The organism is Stenotrophomonas sp. GD03819 (genome assembly GCF_029841665.1).
In the GTDB taxonomy this organism is placed as follows: Bacteria; Pseudomonadota; Gammaproteobacteria; order Xanthomonadales; family Xanthomonadaceae; genus Stenotrophomonas; species Stenotrophomonas geniculata.
The window spans coordinates 177,808-194,511 of record NZ_JAOCEW010000003.1 but is presented as its reverse complement, the minus strand read 5'-3'; the positions used below and the strand labels follow the sequence as shown (position 1 = coordinate 194,511).

Annotated in this window: 10 protein-coding genes; 5 read left to right on the top strand and 5 right to left on the bottom strand. The window is 68.1% G+C overall.

The features are described 5' to 3' along the window. Positions 1 to 67: 67 nt before the first annotated feature. From N5D45_RS03165 to N5D45_RS03155, 3 genes are all read right to left on the bottom strand, one after another. Positions 68 to 2,896 (bottom strand): valine--tRNA ligase, encoded by a 2,829-nt coding sequence (locus N5D45_RS03165; RefSeq protein WP_164193808.1) that lies wholly within the window; start codon positions 2,894 to 2,896, stop codon positions 68 to 70. A gap of 72 nt (positions 2,897 to 2,968) precedes the next feature. After that, entirely contained in the window at positions 2,969 to 3,394 is a 426-nt protein-coding gene (locus tag N5D45_RS03160; protein ID WP_010480719.1) for a DNA polymerase III subunit chi, read from the bottom strand. Positions 3,395 to 3,476: 82 nt separating this feature from the next. Beyond that, positions 3,477 to 4,955 (bottom strand): leucyl aminopeptidase, encoded by a 1,479-nt coding sequence (locus tag N5D45_RS03155; RefSeq protein ID WP_164193811.1) that lies wholly within the window; start codon positions 4,953 to 4,955, stop codon positions 3,477 to 3,479. Between the two features lie 104 nt (positions 4,956 to 5,059). Here N5D45_RS03155 and lptF point away from each other — a divergent pair, with 104 nt between their 5' ends. Together lptF and lptG are read left to right on the top strand one after the other, a co-directional pair. Beyond that, entirely contained in the window at positions 5,060 to 6,142 is a 1,083-nt protein-coding gene (lptF, locus tag N5D45_RS03150) for an LPS export ABC transporter permease LptF (RefSeq protein ID WP_049410571.1), read from the top strand. Continuing rightward, entirely contained in the window at positions 6,139 to 7,245 is a 1,107-nt protein-coding gene (lptG, locus tag N5D45_RS03145; protein WP_043403322.1) for an LPS export ABC transporter permease LptG, read from the top strand. The genes lptF and lptG overlap by 4 nt, the downstream gene beginning before the upstream one ends. Positions 7,246 to 7,335: 90 nt before the next feature. Here the strand turns inward: lptG and N5D45_RS03140 are convergent, their stop codons facing one another. Then, entirely contained in the window at positions 7,336 to 7,827 is a 492-nt protein-coding gene (locus N5D45_RS03140; protein ID WP_164193813.1) for an RDD family protein, read from the bottom strand. A gap of 56 nt (positions 7,828 to 7,883) precedes the next feature. Between N5D45_RS03140 and xerD the strand changes: the two genes are divergently transcribed. Together xerD and N5D45_RS03130 are read left to right on the top strand one after the other, a co-directional pair. After that, a complete protein-coding gene (xerD, locus tag N5D45_RS03135) occupies positions 7,884 to 8,861 on the top strand; it encodes a site-specific tyrosine recombinase XerD (protein ID WP_010480724.1) in 978 nt (325 codons plus the stop codon). 100 nt (positions 8,862 to 8,961) lie between these two features. Then, positions 8,962 to 9,747, top strand: a complete 786-nt coding sequence (locus N5D45_RS03130; protein WP_010480725.1) for a thioredoxin fold domain-containing protein — start codon at positions 8,962 to 8,964, stop codon at positions 9,745 to 9,747. A 120-nt stretch (positions 9,748 to 9,867) separates the two neighbouring features. Here the strand turns inward: N5D45_RS03130 and N5D45_RS03125 are convergent, their stop codons facing one another. Beyond that, complete coding sequence (locus tag N5D45_RS03125) at positions 9,868 to 11,967, bottom strand: glycosyl hydrolase family 18 protein (RefSeq protein ID WP_279938455.1); 2,100 nt, start codon at positions 11,965 to 11,967, stop codon at positions 9,868 to 9,870. Positions 11,968 to 12,425: 458 nt separating this feature from the next. Between N5D45_RS03125 and purL the strand changes: the two genes are divergently transcribed. Beyond that, positions 12,426 to 16,310: a phosphoribosylformylglycinamidine synthase gene (gene purL, locus N5D45_RS03120; RefSeq protein WP_197656647.1), complete on the top strand. Its 3,885-nt coding sequence runs from the start codon at positions 12,426 to 12,428 to the stop codon at positions 16,308 to 16,310. The last annotated feature ends 394 nt before the right edge of the window (positions 16,311 to 16,704 follow it).

Sequence of the window (16,704 nt, the reverse complement as noted above, 5' to 3'; positions counted from 1 at the left end):
GTGGGTGCCAACCTTGGTTGGCACATCGCTCAGTGCGGACCGAGGTCCGCACCCACCAGCATGGTGCTTACAGCTTCGCGCGCTGCTCGCGCAGGCCGGCCAGCTGGGTGTTCCAGTCGACCAGGCGCACGCGTTCCTGCTCGACCACCGCCGGTGGCACCTTGTCGGTGAACCTGGCCAGCTTGGTCTCGCTCTTTTCCTTTTCGGCTTCGACGCGGGCGATTTCCTTGTCCAGGCGCACGCGCTCGGCGTCGAGATCGACCAGGCCTTCCAGCGGCACCAGCAGCTTCAGCTCGCCCACGATCGCAGCGGCAGCCGGCGGTGCGCTTTCGCCTTCGGCCAGCCACTGGATGCTGTCCAGCTTCAGCAGGAACGACAGCGAAGCGCTGAAGCGTTCGATGCGCACGCGGTCCTGTGCCAGGCCGGCCTGCAGGCGCAGCGGCACCAGCTTGGACGGGGCGACGTTCAATTCGCTGCGCACGCGGCGCACGGCAGTGATCACCGCCTTCAGCCATTCCACGTCGGCCTCGGCCTGGGCGAAATCGCCCTCGAACTCGGCCGCGGTCGGGTACGGGCGCAGCGACAGCGTGGTTTCGGCCAGGCCCAGGCGCGGGGCCAGCTGCTGCCACAGCTGTTCGGTGATGAACGGCGTGAGCGGGTGCAGCAGGCGCAGCAGCGCTTCCAGCACGTACAGCAGGGTGTGGCGGGTGCTTTCGGCATCGGCGCCGTCGGCACCGTTCAAGGCCGGCTTGCTCAGTTCCAGGAACCAGTCGCAGAACGCGTTCCAGGCGAACTCGTACAGGCACTGTGCCAGCAGATCGAAGCGGTAGGCGGCGAAATGGCCCTGCGCTTCGGCAGTGGTGGCGGCCAGGCGCGCGAGGATCCAGCGCTCGGCATCGGTGCGCGGCTTCGGCACGCCGGTGAACGCGGCACCTTCAGTGTTCATCAGCGCGAAGCGGCTGGCGTTCCACAGCTTGTTGCAGAAGTTCTTGTAGCCCTCGGCGCGGTTCATGTCGAACTTGATGTCGCGGCCGTGGGTGGCCAGCGCGGCGATGGTGAAGCGCAGCGCATCGGCACCGTGGGCAGCAATGCCGTCCGGGAATTCCTTGCGGGTGGCCTTTTCGATCTTCTCCACCATCTTCGGCTGCATCAGGCCGCCGGTACGCTTGGCGACCAGGTCGTCGATGGTGATGCCGTCGATGATGTCCAGCGGGTCGAGCACGTTGCCCTTGCTCTTGGACATCTTCTGGCCCTGGCCGTCGCGGATCAGGCCGGTGAAGTAGACGTCCTTGAACGGGATCTTCCCGACCAGGTTGTCGGTGGCCATGATCATGCGCGCCACCCAGAAGAAGATGATGTCGAAGCCGGTGATCAGCACCGACGACGGCAGGTAGCGGTCGAAGCCGCGCTCGGCCATCGCCTGTTCGTTCGGCCAGCCCAGGGTGGAGAATGGCCACAGCTGCGAGGAGAACCAGGTCTCCAGCACGTCGCTTTCCTGGTTCAGCACCACGTCGCTGCCGAGGTTGTTCTTCGCGCGCACTTCGTCTTCGCTGCGACCGACGTAGCAGTTGCCGGTGGCGGCGTCGAACCACGCCGGAATGCGGTGGCCCCACCACAGCTGGCGGCTGATGCACCAGTCCTGGATGTTGTTCATCCAGTGGCGGTAAGTGTTGATCCAGTTCGGCGGAACGAAGGCGATGCTTCCGTCCTCGACCAGTTCCAGGCCACGCTTGGCCAGGTCGTCCATCTTCACGAACCACTGGTCGGTCAGGTACGGCTCGATCACCTGGCCGGTGCGATCACCGCGCGGCACCTGCAGCTTGTGCGCCTTGGTCTCGACCAGGATGCCCAGGTCTTCCAGCTCGGCCAGCACGGCCTTGCGCGCGGCGTAGCGGTCCAGGCCCTGGAAGCGTTCGGGTGCGTTTTCATTCAGCGCCGCCACCGGGGTGAACAGGTTGATCATCGGCAGGCTGTGGCGCACGCCCACTTCATAGTCGTTGAAATCGTGCGCCGGGGTGACCTTGACCACGCCGGTGCCGAACGCACGGTCCACGTAATCGTCGGCGATCACCGGCACGCGGCGGCCGGTCAACGGCAGCACCACCTGCTTGCCGATCAGGTGCGCATAGCGCTCGTCTTCCGGATGCACCATCACCGCCGTATCACCCAGCAGGGTTTCCGGGCGCGTGGTGGCGACCACCAGGTAGTCGCGGGTTTCGCGCAGGGTTTCCACGCCGTCGGCATCGCGCTCGACGTGCTCGTAGCTCAGGCCTTCATCCAGCGTGTAGGCGATCGACCACAGGAAGCCGTCTTCCTCGGCGCTCTCCACTTCCAGGTCGGAAATGGCGGTCTTCAGCACCGGGTCCCAGTTGACCAGGCGCTGACCACGGTAGATCAGGCCCTGCTCGTACCAGCGCACGAAGGCTTCGTTGACGGCGGCCGACGGCTGCGGGTCCATGGTGAAGGTGCTGCGCGACCAGTCGGCGGAGGTGCCGAGGCGGCGCATCTGGCGCTCGATGGTGTCGCCGGACTGCTGCTTCCACTCCCAGACCTTGCCGATGAAGCCCTCGCGGCCCAGCGAATCGCGGGTCTCGCCCTTGCCTTCCAGCGCCAGGTTGCGGCTGACCACCATTTCGGTGGCAATGCCGGCATGGTCGGTACCGACCTGCCACAGCGTGTCGTAGCCACGCATGCGGTGGTAGCGCACCAGCGCATCCATCAGGGTCTGCTGGAACGCGTGGCCCATGTGCAGGGTGCCGGTTACGTTCGGCGGCGGCAGCAGGATGGTGTACGGCTCGCCCGTGCCGGACGGCTTGAAGTGGCCGGCCTTCTCCCAGGCCTCGTAGAGGTCGGTCTCGAAGGACTTCGGGTCGTAGCTGGAGGCGAGTTGGGTCATGCGGGGGAACCAGGAGGTAATCGTTGAAGGATCAGGGCGCGGCGGCGGCCCATCAAGGGGGCCGGGGCGCGCTTACATGTCGTGCTTGTTCAGGTCGTAACCGGCGGCCTTGTACTGGCGCCAGCGTTCGCGCAGCGGTTCGCGTGCTTCCGGGTCGGCCGGAACCACTTCCAGCACGCGCTCGCACTCGCCCAGCCAGGGCTCATCACGCAGGTTGATCACCAGCGGACGCGCCGGTGCCCCGGTGCCGGGTACGGCGATCAGCACCAGCGCCTCTTCCTCGTCCATGTCCTCGCCGGCGATCTGGTGCGGGATGTAGGCATCGTTGTCGAACGCCCACAGCAGCTCGTCCAGCTCCTCGGCCTGGGCCTGGTCGCGGGCCAGTACCAGGGTGAACAACCCGGCGTCGTTGGCCTTGCGCGCCAGTTCGCAGACCAGGCGCAACGGCTCGGTCAGGAAACGGGGCTTGGCGATCAGGTAGAAGTCGGCGCGGGGCATGGCAGGGTCCGGGTCAGGCAGGGTTCCGGCGGTGCCGGGCGAGGCCCCGGCCGGCGGGCGCCGGCCAGGGTCGGGTACGGCATCAGGCGCGGGCGGCCTGGTCCAGCAGCCACTGGCTCAGCAGGCCGACCGGGCGGCCGGTGGCCATGCCACGTTTGCCTTCATCGCTGGCCACGCCGGCGATGTCCAGGTGGGCCCAGCGCTGGCCTTCGGTGAAGCGCGACAGGAAGCAGCCAGCGGTGATCGCACCGGCCCAGCGGCCGCCGATGTTGTAGACGTCGGCGAAGGTCGAATCCAGCATCGGCTGGTACTCGTCCCACAGCGGCAGGCGCCAGGCGCGGTCGAACACGTGCTCGCCGGCGGCCAGCAGCTCGTTGGCCAGGTCGTCGTGCTTGCTCATCAGGCCGGCGGTCTGGTGGCCGAGGGCGACCATGCAGGCACCGGTCAGGGTGGCCACGTCGACCAGCGCGGTCGGCTCGAAGCGCTGCGCGTAAGTCAGCGCGTCGCACAGGATCAGGCGGCCTTCGGCGTCGGTGTTGCCCACTTCGATGGTCTTGCCCGACATCGAGGTGATCACGTCGGACGGGCGGTAGGCGTTGCCGTCGATGGCGTTTTCCACCGCCGGCACCACCACCACGAGGTTCAGCGGCAGCTTGGCCTTGACCGTAGCGACGAAGGTGCCGATGACGTTGGCGCCACCGCACATGTCGTACTTCATTTCTTCGATGCCGCCCTGGGTCTTCAGGTTGACGCCACCGGTATCGAAGGTGATGCCCTTGCCGACCAGCACGTACGGCTTGGCGTCGCCAGCACCGGTCCACTTCAGCACCACCAGGCGCGGGCGGTTGGCCGAACCACGGGCCACGGCCAGCAGCGAACCCATGCCCAGCGCTTCCATCTGGTGCTCGTCGAGGATCTCGGCTTCGGCACCGTCATGCTCGCCGGCAAACTTCACGCCCACCTCGGCCAGGTAGGCCGGGGTGCAGTAGTTCGGCGGCAGGTTGCCCAGCTCGCGGGCGAACTCGACACCGGCGGCGATGGCCTGGCCCTGGGCCAGGGCCTGCGCGTCGTCACCGGCGATGGCCAGCTGGGCCAGGCCGGCGTCGTCGGCCTTCTTCTTGCCCAGGGTGGCGGTGTAGCGGTAGGCGGCGTGATCGGCGGCGATCACCGCCTGGCGGATCGCCCAGGCCGCGTCGCGGTCCTTGATGGCCACTTCGGACAGGGTGAACAGTGCGCTGCGGGCAGCACCGGCCTTCAGCGCGCGCACGGCGTCGCCGACGGCCTTCAGGTACTGCGGCACGCCGAAACGGGCGACTTCGCCCAGGCCGACCACCAGCACGCGCGGGGCAGTCACGCCCGGCAGGTCATGCAGCAGGGTGGTGGCGCCGGTCTTGCCGGACAGGTCGCCGCGCTGGGCCAGGGCGGCCAGGCGGCCACCGCTGGCGGCGTCCAGGGCCTGTGCGGCCGGGGTCAGGGTATGGTCGGCATAGGCGCCGACCACCAGGCAATCAACGGCGGCGGCGGCCGGAGCAACGTGGTTCAGGGTGAATTCGAGGGCCATTGAGCAGATTCCATTGGCGAGTCCGTACAATCGCAGGCCGTTTACGCCCAGACAGTAGACTGGGCGGCACCGCGAACGAACCCCAGAGTTTAAACCACCGCCCCATGCTGAAGCTCGACCGATACCTGCTGGGCGATTTCGTCCAGAGTTTCCTGGCTACCCTGATCGTCCTGCTGGTGGTCAGCGTGGGCGGCGTGCTGGTGGACATCCTCGGCAACATCGCCGACGGGCGGCTGCCGGCCAAGCTGCTGTTCTCGCAGCTGGGCCTGCAGTTCATCGCCTACCTGCCGCTGATCCTGCCGCTGGCACTGATGCTGGGCCTGCTGCTGGCCATCGCCCGCCTGTACCGCGATTCGGAAATGGCGGTCATCACCGCCATTGGCGTGGGCCCCAAGCGCCTGCTGCGGCCGCTGTTGATGCTGGTGGTGCCGGTGGTGGTGCTGGTCGGCACCTGCTCGCTGTGGCTGGGCCCCTGGGCCGGCCGGGTGGCCGAGCAGATGATCATCGAGGCCAACCGCAGCGTGCTGATGGCCGGCCTGGAGCCGGGCCGCTTCACCCCGCTGCCCAATGGCGGCGTGGTCTACCTGTCCTCGATCTCGCCCGATGGCACCCAGCTGGGCAACGTGTTTCTGCAGCGCCAGAAGGATGACCGCCTGGAGGTGGTGTCGGCCAATGGCGGTCGCATGTTCTTCGAGGGTACCCGCCAGCGCTTCCTGGAGCTGGATGACGGCCACCAGGTGGAAGGGCCTGTAGCCGGTGCGCTGGACTACCGCCTGGCGACCTTCGCCCGCAATGACGTGGCCCTGCCCGATGGCGCGCAGACCCGCACCGAGGATGACCCGGAACTGATGCCGACCCTGCAGCTGATCGGCGATGAGCGTCCGCAGGCGCAGGCGCAGCTGCACCGCCGCCTGGCCCCGCCGCTGATCGCGCTGGCGTTCGCCCTGCTGACCGTGCCGCTGGGCCGCAGCTCGCCGCGCCAGCAGCGCTACGGCCGCATGATGCTGGCGCTGATGGCCTACATGGTCGGCACCAACCTGATGTTCATCGGCAGCGGCTGGATCGCCAACGGCAAGATCCCCCCTGCGCTCGGCCTGTGGTGGTTGACCCTGCCGCTGCTGGCGCTGGCCATCTGGATGTATGCACGTGATGGCCGCCTGGGCCGCCCGAAGGGAGCCCGCGCATGAGGCTGCGCCCGATGCGTTTCGACCTGTACCTGGGCCGGTCGGTGTTCACCACCGTGTTGCTGACCTGGGCCGTACTGGTCGGCCTGGACGTGGTGATGGCGTTCTCCGGCGAGTTCAAGGACATCGGCAAGAACGGCTACACCCTGGGCCATGCCGCCGCCTGGGTGCTGTATACGGTGCCACGCCGCGCTTACACCATGTTCCCCACCGCCGCGGTGATCGGCGCACTGATGGGCCTGGGCCAGCTGGCGGCGACCTCGGAGCTGACCGCGCTGCGTGCACTGGGGCTGTCGCGCAAGCGCCTGAGCGTTTCAGTGGCGATCGCGCTGTCGCTGCTGACCGCGGTGATGGTGCTCAGCGCCGAGACCCTGGGCCCCTGGGGCCAGGACCGTGCCGATGCGTTGAAGTCCAGTGCCAAGTGGGGGCGGGATATCGCCACCAGCCGTTATTCGGGCCTGTGGGCACGCGAGGGCGATACCTTCCTCAATGCGCAGAGTGGCGAGGAGCAGCTGGTTGGCGACAAGGGCACGCGCCTGATCCTGCGCGACGTGCGCCTGTATCACATCGCTGAAGACGGCCGGATCGCCTCGCTGACCCATGCTGCCACCGTCGAGCATGACAAGGATGGCTGGGTATTGACGGGCGTGCGCCGGGACACCTTTGGTGAACGCTCGGCCACGCGTGAGGAAGTGGCGCGCGAAGCGTGGAATTCTTCGCTGGATCCGGCGGCGCTGGCCACCGGCATCGCCAAGCCGCGCAACCTCAGCGTGGCCGAACTGAGCACCAGCATCGCCTATCGCCAGCGCAACGGGCTGGATGCGCGCGACTTCGAGGATGTGTACTGGAGCCGCTGGTTCTACCCGGTGAACGTGCTGGCGCTATGCCTGGCGGCGGTGCCGTTCGCGTTCGGTTCGCTGCGCAGCGGCGGCATGGGCAAGCGCCTGTTCCTGGGCATCCTGTTCGCGCTGGGCTTCTGGCTGCTGCAGCTGTTCTTTGGGCGCATGGCCGGCGCGTTGAAGTTCGATTACCGCATTGCCTATGCGCTGCCGCCGATCGTGATGCTGGCGGTGTCAGGACTGCTGTTCCGGCGCAAGTCGGGCTGATTCTGGTTGTTGTAGAGCCGAGCCTGTGCTCGGCTGTCACGTACAGTGCGGAAAGCAGCCGAGCACGGGCTCGGCTCTACAGACAGCGCCTTACCGTTTCGGCATCCGCACCAGGCGGGTACCGCTGGCGCGGTCATGCCAGGTCAGGCGTTCGCGATCGACCCACGCCCACCAGAATCCCAGTCCACCCAGCAGCAGGGACAGCGTGCCCACGGCGAAGCGCAGCCACAGCTGGCTGCGCCGCAGCGGCGCGCCATCGCTGGCGTGCAGTTTCAGCCGCCACGGCCGCATGCCCAGCGTCTGCCCGCCGCGGCGCCAGCTTGCCGTCGCGTACCACCCCGTGATCGCCCAGCACACCGCCCACAGCAGCCACTGCCAAGCACTGAACGGCGCGATGTTCTCGCGCTGGGCATGGCCGCTGAAGGTGTAGGCAAGGGTGAACAGGGCGCCGGCCAGCATCCACAGCGCCAGCACCGGCAGCGCGTCGTAGACCATCGCCAGCGCGCGCCACAGCAGCAATGCGCGCGGGCGGGGCAGCTCTGTAGCGGCCGCAGGGGCCGTATCAATGACGGGGCGGGACATGCGCCGAGCATACGCAATGCTGGCCGCATCCGCAGTGGCCCTCGTATCCTGCACGCATGGCCTCTGTTTCCACCCCCGCCGAACGCCGCCAGCTGGTGCAGCAACTGCCCGAGCTGCGCGCCGATGACAGCGTGCGCATCCAGCGCTTCCTCGATGCGATCTGGGCCGAGAACGGCCTGGCCCGCGCCACCCTCGACAGCTACCGGCGCGACCTGGAAGGGCTGGCACGCTGGATGGACGGGCGCGATGGTGGCCTGGCCGGCATCGAGCGTCCCGGCCTGTTCGACTATCTGGCTTGGCGTACCCGCCACGGCTGGTCACCGCGCAGCAATGCGCGGTTGCTGTCGGCGCTGCGGGCGTTCTTCGCCGATGGCGTGCGCCGCGGCGAACGCAGCGAGGATCCCAGCGCGCTGCTGGATCCGCCCAAGCTGCCACGATTGCTGCCCAAGGCGCTGGCCGAGAGCCAGATCGACGCGCTGTTGGCAGCACCGGATGTCGACAGCCCGCTGGGCCTGCGCGATCGGGCCATGCTGGAGCTGATGTATGCCGCCGGCCTGCGCGTGAGCGAGCTGGTGCTGCTGCCCGCCACCGCGGTCAACCTGCGCCAGGGCGTGCTGCGGGTGACCGGCAAGGGCAGCAAGGAACGGCTGGTGCCGCTGGGTGAGGAGTCGCAGCACTGGCTGGAGCGTTACCTGCAGCAGTCGCGCCCGCTGCTGGTCGGCAAGGGCAAGGTGCACGCGTTGGCAGACGGGCAGACACCGTTGTTCGTCGAGCCGACGCTGCATGCGCTGACCCGCCAGGCGTTCTGGCATCTGGTCAAGCGCCACGCCCAGGTGGCCGGCATCGATCCGGCGCGGATCAGCCCGCATGGCCTGCGGCACAGCTTTGCCACGCATCTGCTCAACCGCGGTGCCGACCTGCGCGCGCTGCAGATGCTGCTCGGCCACAGCTCGCTGTCGACCACCCAGATCTACACCCTGGTGGCCCGCGAACACCTGCAGAAGCTGCACGCACGCCACCATCCGCGCGGCTGAGCGCAGGCCTGAACCCCGGCCTCAAGCGTCGGGCGGTGTCGCGGCCCGGTCGCGGCAGCTGTGTCAGAATCCGGGGTCTTCTTCTGCCGCGGACCGCTCCATGCTCCGATTTGCCATCGCCGCCGTGTTCGGTGCGCTCAGCCTGACCGCCTGCGCCCAGCCGGCCCCGCCAGCTGCCAAGGCACCCGCCACCGCTGCGGCCAAGGCCAGCCCGGCCGCCAACGCGTCGGCCGATCAGGCCGTGCGCGCCGCGCTGACCGCGCTGAACCCCGGTTTCCAGGTGGACTACATCGGTGCTGCACCGTTCCCCGGCTTCCGTGAGGTCGTCGTGTCCGGCCAGCTGCTGTACGTGTCCGATGATGGCCGCTACCTGTTCCAGTCGCAGCCCTACGACACCCGCGCCAAGGGCCCGGCCAACAGCGAAGGTCTGCTCGGCTACCGCCGCGATCTGCTGGCCAAGGCCAACCATGGCGACCGCATCGTGTTCGCCGCGCCGAATGCCAAGTACACCATCAGCGTGTTCACCGACATCGAGTGTGGCTACTGCCGCAAGCTGCACCAGGACATCGCCGAGCTCAACCGCAACGGCATCACCGTCGAGTACCTGGCGTTCCCGCGCATGGGGCTGGGCAGCAAGGACTACACCGACATGATCTCGGTCTGGTGTGCAGCGGATCGCCGCCAGGCGCTGACCAATGCCAAGCGCGGTGGCAATGTGCCGGCCAAGAACTGCACCAACCCGGTGGCGATGCAGTACGCACTGGGCCAGCAGCTGGGCGTGAACGGGACGCCGGCGATCTTCGCGCCGGACGGTACCCAGCTGGGCGGTTACCTGCCGCCGGCGCAGCTGCGCGCGGCGCTGGAAAAGCTGTCGGCCAAGCGCTGATCGCCGCCGACCTTGTTTCTGTAGAGCCGAGCCCATGCTCGGATGATGTTTCCGCAGCCGAGCATGGGCTCGGCTCTACAGGTAGGAAGCCGGGGGCGCGCAGCACCCCCGGCTTTTTTCTTACTTCAGGCCATCACTGACCGCCTTGGTCAGCGTGCCCTGTGCATCGTCACCACTGAACTCCCAGACGAACGCGCCGCCCAGGCCCTGGGTCTTCACGTAGCCCATCTTGCGGGTGATGTTGGCCGGGGTATCGAAGCTCCACAGCGTGCTGCCGTTGTAGATCCAGGTGGCACCGGCGGTGTTGTCGGTGTAGCCCGGCCACGTCAGGTTCTTCAGCACCTTCCAGTCTTCGATGCCGGCCTCGTAGGTACCCGGCGCGGCGCCGGTGGCGGTCTGGTACAGGCCGTTGTTGGCGTTGGCCACACCGGTCCAGCCGCGCCCATAGTAGCCGATGCCCAGGTTGAGCTTGGCGGCGGGCACGCCTCGGCTGATGAAGGCCTCGATGGCGTCGTTGCTGTTGTACAGCTTCTGGTCGCCGGTGGACGGATCATTCGGCGAATCAAACAGCGCCGACTGGTGATTGGTCTTCGCATCCCACGCACCGTGGAAGTCGTAGGTCATCACGTTGATGTAGTCCAGGTACGGGTGGTACGCGGCCGGATCGGTGACGCGGATCTTGTCGATGCCGGCGCCCACCGCCACCGTCAGCAACAGGCCCGGACGCACCGCATCGAGCTGGCGGCGGAACTCGGCCATCAGTGCGGTGAAGTTGGCGTTGTCTTCCGGCTTGCCGCATTCGATGCCGCAGGCCACCGGGTATTCCCAGTCGATGTCGATGCCGTCGAACACGCCCAGCGCGGCACCGGCGCCACCGGCACCGTCGGTCACCGGCAGGTTGCCCTTGATGTAGGCGTCGATGCACGAGGCAACGAAGGCCTGGCGGTTTTCCGGGCGCGCCGCGCTGGAGAAGCCGCGCGACCAGGTCCAGCCACCCAGCGAGATCAGCACCTTCATGCCCGGGTACTTGGCCTTGAGCTGCTTGAGCTGGTTCCAGTTGCCGCGCAGCGGCTGGTCCCAGGTATCGGCGCTGCCGCTGACACTCTCGGCGGCACTGAAGGCCTTGGTGTAGTCGGCGAAGGCGTCGCCACCGGCACCGCTGTTCGGATCCGACGGCTGGGTGATGCCCACTTCGCAGCGGTTGTTGCGCACGTTGCCGAACGCGTAGTTGATGTGGGTCAGGCGTGCGGCCGAGCCGCTGCTGTCGATGTTCTTGACCCGGTAGTTGCGGCCGTAGATGCCCCACTGGGTGAAGTGGCCGATGACCCGCTTGCCGGTGGTGCCACCGTCACCGGCCAGCGTGCTGGCGCTGATCTCGGTGCCCTGTGCCGACGCATTGCCGGCGTTGTCGCGAGCGCGCACGCGGTAGCGGTAGCTGGTGGAGGCAGTCAGCCCGCCGTCGACATAGCTGGCACTGGACGGTGAACCGACCAGGCTGCCGTTGCGGTACACGTCGTAGCCGGCCACGCCGCTGCCGCCGGTGTTGTCGGTGGACGGGTTCCAGCTGAGTGCGATGCTGTTGGCGGTGCGCGTACCGACCGCCAGCCCGCCCGGCACGCTCGGTGCGGTGGTATCGCCACCGGCGGCGTTGACGGTGATGGTGATGGTCGCGGTGCTGCTGGTGGCGTTGTTGTTGTCAGTGGCCACCGCGCGCAGGGTGTGGCTGCCGACGCTGGCATTGGCCCAGCTGGCCGCGTACGGCGCACTGGTGGCCACGCCCAGCGTGCTGCCATCGCGGAAGAACTCGACCTTGGCGACGCTGCCGTCCGGATCACTGGCGTTGGCAGTCACGTTGACCGTGCTGCCGGCACTGAAGGTGGCGCCGTTGGCCGGCGAGGTCAGGCTGACCACCGGCGGCTGGTTGGCGCCGCTGCCATCGCAGGCGCCGAGGTTGGTGTAGTAGGGCGCACCGGCCGGATGGTCCGGCGGCGCGTTCCAGATGTCCTGGTTCGCCCGATAGAGGACGCCTCCTTTCTGCAGGGTATCGCCGGCCCGGTAGATCCTGGCCTGGTCCCACTGGGCCACCCCGGCACAACTGGCGGCCTGCGCCAGGCCGGGCAGGGCGGCGGCACCGGCGGCCACGGCAAGCAGCCAGGCCAGGCGGCGGGGACGACAGCTTCGGGTCGCACGTTCGGCACTGCGCACAATCGGGTCGTACATGGGTAAGTCTCCGATCAAAGGGCGCGCGGGCCCCGATGGCGCCGCGCGTGACGCAGGTCCGGGCATCGCCCGGGAAGGCGACGGAGGGGCCGGACGGAGGTACCTGGGAGGCCGGGGAGAGAGTCCGGCGCCAGGTAGGGACAACGTTGTCATCAATCGTGTGGTCAATCCGTGAGCAAGCGCATGGTTCGGGGAATCGGGCGGAGAGCGCGCTGCGCGCGGTCGGCGGCCATCGGCGGAGCCCCTCGTGGTTGGTCGGCACGCGAATTCAAGGGTTTGGCCGGGCGGGTGGGCGTCCCCCGCCACCGGACCCACCCCGCCATCCCACGGGAAGCCAGCTTTTGCTCTGGCCGTTGCCGTTGCCCTGGCCTCGGCGGGTGCCGGGCGCCGCCCGGCAGAGCCCTTCCCCCGCTTCCGGTACAATGTCGGGCCCGTTTCCCAACTACGGTTCCCCGGACATGATGGTCCTCGAGGGCGCGCCCGCCCTGTCGCCGTTCCGCCGCGAACGTCTTGAATCCCGCCTGCAGTCCATCGCTCCCTCCCTGCGCATCAGCGGTGCCTGGCACGTCTACTTCGTGCAGCCCGAAGGCAGCGCCACCCCCGACCTGACCACGCTGTGCCGCATCCTCGAAGCTGCGCCGCAGGCCGAGGCCCTGGCCGAAGGCGCGGTCAGCCGCATCGTGGTGCCGCGCCTGGGCACGTTGTCGCCGTGGTCGAGCAAGGCCACCGAGCTGGTCCGTGGTGCCGGGCAGCCGGTGAGCCGGGTCGAGCGCGGCCTGCGCATCGACGTGCAGGGCTGGCCGGCCGATGCCGCCGCCCAGCAGGCGCTGGTCAAGGCACTGCACGACCCGATGACGCAGTCGGTGCTGGAGACCGTGGAGCAGGGCCAGGCGCTGTTCTCGGCGCCGGCCCGTGGCGAACTGGAACGCGTGCCGGTGGACCAGCTGGAGGCCGCCAACCAGCGCCTCGGCCTGGCCATGGCCCAGGACGAGATCGACTACCTGCGCGAACGCTTCACCGCGCTGGGCCGCTCGCCGTCGGACGTGGAACTGATGATGTTCGCGCAGGCCAATTCCGAGCACTGCCGGCACAAGATCTTCAACGCCAGCTGGACCATCGACGGCCAGGAACAGGACCGCTCGCTGTTCCGGATGATCAAGAACACCCACCAGCAGACCCCGCAGCACACGCTCAGCGCGTACAGCGACAATGCCGCGGTGATCGAAGGCCATCCGGCGTCGCGCTACCGCCCCGATCCGGCCAGCGGCGAGTACCGCCGCGAAGCACAGGTGCCCAGCGCGTTCCAGATCAAGGTGGAAACGCACAACCACCCGACCGCGATCGCGCCGTTCCCGGGCGCATCGACCGGCAACGGTGGCGAGATCCGCGACGAAGGCGCGACCGGCCGTGGTGGCAAGCCGAAGGCGGGCCTGTCCGGTTTCTCGGTCTCGCACCTGCGCATTCCGGAACTGCCGCAGCCGTGGGAAGCGCCGCGCGCGCTGAACCCGCGGATGGCACCGGCACTGGAAATCATGACCGACGGCCCGCTGGGCGGCGCTGCGTTCAACAACGAGTTCGGCCGCCCGAACCTGCTCGGCTACTTCCGCAGCTTCGAGCTGCCGGAAGGCGCCGATCTGGTCCGCGCCTACGACAAGCCGATCATGCTGGCCGGTGGCCTCGGCGCGATCGATCGCGTACAGGTCGACAAGATCCCGCTGCAGGCCGGTGATGCGGTCATCGTGCTCGGTGGCCCGGCGATGCTGATCGGCCTGGGCGGCGGCGCCGCCAGTTCGGTGGCCTCCGGTGAAAGCGCCGAGGACCTGGACTTCGCCAGCGTGCAGCGCGACAACCCGGAAATGGAGCGTCGCTGCCAGGAGGTCATCGACCGCTGCGTGGCAATGGGTGCCAACAACCCGATCAAGTTCTTCCATGACGTCGGTGCAGGTGGCCTGTCCAATGCCATCCCCGAACTGCTGCACGACTCGAACGTCGGTGGTGTCATCGACCTGGGCAAGGTGCCCACCGATGACCCGTCGCTGTCGCCGATGCAGCTGTGGTGCAACGAATCGCAGGAACGCTACGTGCTCGGCGTGGCCCAGGAGCGCCTGGCCGAGTTCGCCGCGCTGTGCGCGCGCGAGCGCTGCCCGTTCGCTGCCGTTGGCGTGGCCACCGCTGAAGAGCACCTGGTGGTCGCCTACGGCGCCGTGCCGGGCCACACCCCGGCCGATGCGCCGATCGACCTGCCGATGGACGTGCTGTTCGGCAAGCCGCCGAAGATGCACCGCGACACCGCGCACCCGCCGGCACCGCGCTGGCCGGCGCTGAAGACCGGCGGCCTGGACCTGCAGGACGCCGGCCTGCGCGTGCTCGCGCACCCGACGGTCGCTTCGAAGAACTTCCTGGTCACCATCGGTGACCGCAGCGTCGGTGGCCTGACCGCGCGCGAACAGATGGTCGGCCCGTGGCAGCTGCCGGTGGCCGACGTGGCGATCACCCTGGCCGACTTCGACGGCGTGGCCGGCGAAGCGATGTCGATCGGCGAGCGCACCCCGCTGGCCCTGCTCGATGCGGCTGCTTCGGCACGCATGGCGGTGGGCGAAGCGCTGACCAACCTGTGCGCGGCCCCGGTCGATGCGCTGGATGAGATCAAGCTGTCGGCGAACTGGATGGCCGCGGCCGGCCACCCCGGCGAAGACGCGCTGCTGTACGACGCGGTGAAGGCGGTGGGCATGGAACTGTGCCCGCAGCTGGACATCAGCATCCCGGTCGGCAAGGACTCGCTGTCGATGCAGGCGCAGTGGCACGACCAGGGCGAAGCGCACAAGAGCGTGTCGCCGGTGTCGCTGGTGATCTCGGCGTTCGCGCCGGTGGCCGACGTGCGCCAGCAGCTGACCCCGCTGCTCGACCGTGATGTGGACAGCGAGCTGTGGTTGATCGGCCTCGGCGCCGGCAAGCAGCGCCTGGGCGGTTCGATCCTGGCGCAGGTGCATGCCGACCACGGCGACCTGCCGGCCTTCGCCGGCGCCGCACCGGACCTGGACGACCCGCAGCGCCTGCGTGGCTTCTTCGAGCTGATCCGCGATGCGCGCCAGGCCGGCCTGCTGCTGGCTTACCACGACCGCAGCGACGGCGGCGCCTTCGCCGCGCTGTGCGAAATGGCCTTCACCTCGCGGCTGGGCCTGGACATCACCCTCGATGCCTGGGGCGACGATCCGTTCCGCAGCCTGTTCAATGAAGAGCTGGGCGCGGTGGTGCAGATCGCCCGCGAAGACCGCGCCGCCTTTGCCGACCTGGTCGAGCGCCATGCACTGATCGAGTGTGCACAGCGCATCGCCAAGCCGACCACCGCACCGGTGGTGCGCGTGTCGCTGGCCGGCGAGAACCTGGCCGAATGGCGCTGGGAAGCGCTGTTCGACGCCTGGTGGTCGGTCACCCACGCGATGCAGAAGCGCCGCGACAACCCGGCCAATGCCGATGCCGAGCGCGAGATCGCCCGTGCCTTCACTGCGCCGGGCCTGAAGCCCAAGCTCAGCTTCGACCTCAATGAAGATGTGGCCGCCCCGTTCATCAGCACCGGCGCGCGTCCGCGCGTGGCGGTACTGCGCGAGCAGGGCGTCAACGGCCAGATCGAAATGGCCAACGCCTTCGAACGTGCCGGCTTCCGCGCCTTCGACGTGCATATGAGCGACCTGATCGAAGGCCGCGTGGCATTGCAGGACTTCACCGGCCTGGTCGCCTGCGGTGGCTTCAGCTACGGCGACGTGCTGGGTGCCGGCCGCGGCTGGGCCACCTCGATCCTGGAGCGCAGTGCGCTGCGTGATGCCTTTGCCGCGTTCTTCGCGCGCGAGGACAGCTTCGCGCTGGGCGTGTGCAACGGTTGCCAGATGATGAGCCAGCTCAAGGGCATCATTCCGGGGGCCGAGCACTGGCCGCAGTTCCGCCGCAACGCCAGTGAGCAGTTCGAAGCCCGTACCGCGCTGCTGGAAGTGGTGGAGTCGCCGTCGATCCTGCTGCGTGGCATGGCTGGTTCGCGCCTGCAGGTGGCGGTGGCGCATGGTGAAGGCCAGGCCGTGTTCGACAATGCCGTCGACCAGGCAGCCGCTCGCGTTTCGCTGCGCTACATCGATGGCAACGGCAACGTGGCCAGCCAGTACCCGCTGAACCCGAACGGTTCGCCGGACGGCATCACCGGCCTGACCAGCAGCGACGGCCGCGTCACCATCATGATGCCGCACCCGGAACGCACGCCGCGCGCGCTCAACATGAGCTGGGCGCCGGCCGAGTGGCAGGGTGACTCGCCGTGGATGCGCATGTTCCGCAACGCGCGGGTATGGTGCGGCTGATCGCAGCGTTCTGCGCAGGCCGCAATGCCGCTGCGTACGGAAAAACCCGCCGTTGATCGGCGGGTTTTTCTATGGGCGCGTGAAACTCCTGTCCCGACCGCTAGTTACATCGATTTTCATGCGGCGGAACTTCGTCACGCTTGCCTAACAAAACACTTTCATAAACAGGTGAAAGGGTGAACTGCTTCACGGCAATAGGATTTGTCGTGTCAAAGTCTTGACGATTTGGAAAGTTGCCGTTAACACTTGAACCCCGTTTCAGAATCATTCATTTCGCAGTAACCGGTTGGCGCACGCGCTCGGTTTTCTGTCGCTGCGCGCCGTTCGGCAATACCCCGCAGTAAATCACGCGAATAAACGCCCCCAGGGGACGTTGGGCCGGAAAGCCCAGCGG